This window comes from Anaerosporobacter sp., from assembly GCF_031551385.1.
Lineage (GTDB): Bacteria > Bacillota > Clostridia > Lachnospirales > Lachnospiraceae > Anaerosporobacter.
Genome location: NZ_JAVBNS010000267.1, coordinates 1 through 2,678, shown reverse-complemented (window position 1 = coordinate 2,678; position 2,678 = coordinate 1). Strand labels below are relative to the sequence as shown.

Annotated in this window: 3 protein-coding genes; all 3 read right to left on the bottom strand. The window is 30.0% G+C overall.

What is annotated here, in order from left to right; genetic code table 11:
• Positions 1 to 563 precede the first annotated feature (563 nt).
• A complete protein-coding gene (locus tag RMR19_RS20040) occupies positions 564 to 926 on the bottom strand; it encodes a PH domain-containing protein (RefSeq protein ID WP_310605283.1) in 363 nt (120 codons plus the stop codon).
• Positions 927 to 987: 61 nt separating this feature from the next.
• Positions 988 to 1,731 (bottom strand): DUF4352 domain-containing protein, encoded by a 744-nt coding sequence (locus tag RMR19_RS20035; RefSeq protein ID WP_310605282.1) that lies wholly within the window; start codon positions 1,729 to 1,731, stop codon positions 988 to 990.
• A gap of 290 nt (positions 1,732 to 2,021) precedes the next feature.
• The coding region (locus tag RMR19_RS20030; protein ID WP_310605281.1) for a sensor histidine kinase at positions 2,022 to 2,678 on the bottom strand (657 nt) is incomplete at its 5' end.

Below are 2,678 nucleotides of genomic sequence, written 5' to 3'. Positions count from 1 at the left end.
GGATCAAACTCTCAAATTTAGTTTTGATCTTTCGTTCAGAATCAACTAACCAAACTGGCTATTTGTTTCCGTTTTTTTAAGATGAACTTGTTCATCTTGTTACTGTGTACTAAAAGTACATATATTTTTTGAAAATCTTTTTGCATCACTTTGTGATACATTTAGAATTTTCAGGGTTGTTTTATTATTCAGTTATCAAAGTTCTTTTTATCGCCTCACCAACTATGTAAGCTAGAAGCAACTCGTTTAGTATACATTATTCAAAACTCAATGTCAAGCATTATTTTATTAATTGTTTCAAACAATTTAACCAATTCGTTGTGACGACTTGATAAGTTTATCACATTAAATGATAGCTGTCAACAACAAATATTATATTTTTATCAAAAAATCTATTTTTCGCAGATATACATACTTAATACGCTACTAACAATCCTATTTACTACGCGAAATCCCTCCCATCCTGCTTATATTGTGACCATATATAAACAAAAAAGAGACAAGCTTTTTACTTGTCCCTCTTGTTTTACTAAAATATACTCTTTTTATTATTACCAATCACACTATTCACTATCAAACTCAACGGCATCAATGTCTAATGTATGCATCGTTCTTCTTTTTCTTCTTGCTTCTTCCGATGCAGTTAATATATATTCCTTAATTTCTGCTGCATGTTTAATATGTGTAAGCACAAGTTCTGGATGTGTTGTATCTCCTGTATAGCAGATAACTGTACCAATTTTAAAAATTCGTTCTAACAAACTTTTTTTCAATCTTACATCTTGAATCTTATACATATATGCATCATCTTCTGTAATACTTAAAAATCCACTTCTTATAGTAACCTTTTCATCTGAAAGTGTATATGTTGTAAAACATATTGGTAAGGCTAAAAATTTCGTTCTTTTCTTCTCAACAAAGCTCATTCTACTTTACTCCTTCAATGTAACATAGTTCCATGGTATTACTTCTTTATTTCGTATCTAATTATTTTATTGTAACTTGGCTCACTTTATCAATATTTGTCACTGTTAAAGTTCCACTACTTACTTTTACACTCTTAGGCACTTTAAAAATCAATACTGCATTTTCTGTTTTACCTGCACCTATCGTTGAGCTGAAAAATTGAATATCATTTGAAGCAATTGATAACATAGGATAATATTCCTCTTTCCCTATCTCTAACTTATATGATATTCCAGAACGAATTAAATTAATCTTTTGATCTTTCTTTCCATTATTCTTAATTTTAAACTCTAGTATTACTAATTGTTTTTCAGGCTCTGCCCCTACATTAAAGACTACATCACTATACTCTCCACTATAACTAGCTTGCACTAGAAACTTTTTATAACTAACAGCTAAATTCTTATTCTGATAAATCTCTGATAGTTCACAATACGTTTCTTTTACTACTTCTGTTTTATCAGAACCTTCTGTCTTAGTCGTATTCTCTACCTTAGTCTCTTCTACTTTGGTATCTTCAACTTTTGTATTGTCTGTATTGTTAGTTGGTAATGTATCATTTGCTGTAGTCTCCTCAGCGGCCGCTCTTTGATAAGCATATACCAAACCACCAGTATAATTCTTGTCAAATTTCAAAACACTCCCTGCTATGTACTGTGCTACTACTGCATTATTATCCTCTTCCAGTGTCGTAGTACTTGAACATGCTGATAAAAGCATAATTGATAATGACATAATTGCAAGTAAACCAAATTTCTTCTTCATTACATTTCCTCCATCTCTATCTATTGTAAGCATATCATTATATTTAATTTCTCTCGTATTACAAAATCCCTATACGTATTATTATATAATATTATTAATATATTAACAAGTTATTAGACAAATTTCAATGTGCTGTTTTACCTATTTTTTCTTTTCCTTTTCTTTGTATATATACAAAATAAAAAAGACAATTCTTTCGCTTCTTATGTATTAACTATGTTTTTTAATCATAATACGTTAATAAATAAGAAGCTTAGATTGTCTTTTTCATTAAATATATTTATTACTACCTATATCTTTGTGTCTAACTCAAACCAGAATTCTACACCATTTTCATGATTGATAACACCACATTGCTTATTGTGAGAAGTCATAATTGCTTTAACAATAGACAAACCAATACCATTACCACCGTATTCTCTCGTTCTAGCTTTATCTACTTTATAAAACTTGATCCATATCTTATCAATGTCTTCTTCTGGTATTGGATCACCCGAATTAAATACAGAAACACGTATGCAATCTTGTCTTTGTTGCACTCTAATATCAATTACTTTATCATAGTCGAGATGATTCAAAGCATTACTAACATAGTTTGTCACTACCTCTTCTATCATATACTCATCTGCCCACACATCAATTGACTCATTTTCACTGAATAAAACCTTTGCTTCTTTCTTTTGCGCTAAAATGTTTGTTGAATTAATAACACCTTTAATAAGTGCTACAATATTAAATCGTTCAATATTCACTTGATTACTACCAAACTCAATTTGATTTAAACTAAGCAGACGTTTTACCATCTTATTCATCTTAGATGCTTCATCTACGATTACCTCACAATAGAAGTTACGACTCTCTTCATCGTCATTAATATTGTCCATTAAACCTTCTGCATATCCTTGAATCAATGCAATCGGCGTTTTCAACTCATGAGTAACATTAGA

Coding starts and splice junctions, on each gene's coding strand:
- RMR19_RS20040 (WP_310605283.1), bottom strand. CDS start 926: ATGAGCTTTGTTGAGAAGAAAAGAACGAAATTTTTAGCCTTACCAATA.
- RMR19_RS20035 (WP_310605282.1), bottom strand. CDS start 1,731: ATGAAGAAGAAATTTGGTTTACTTGCAATTATGTCATTATCAATTATG.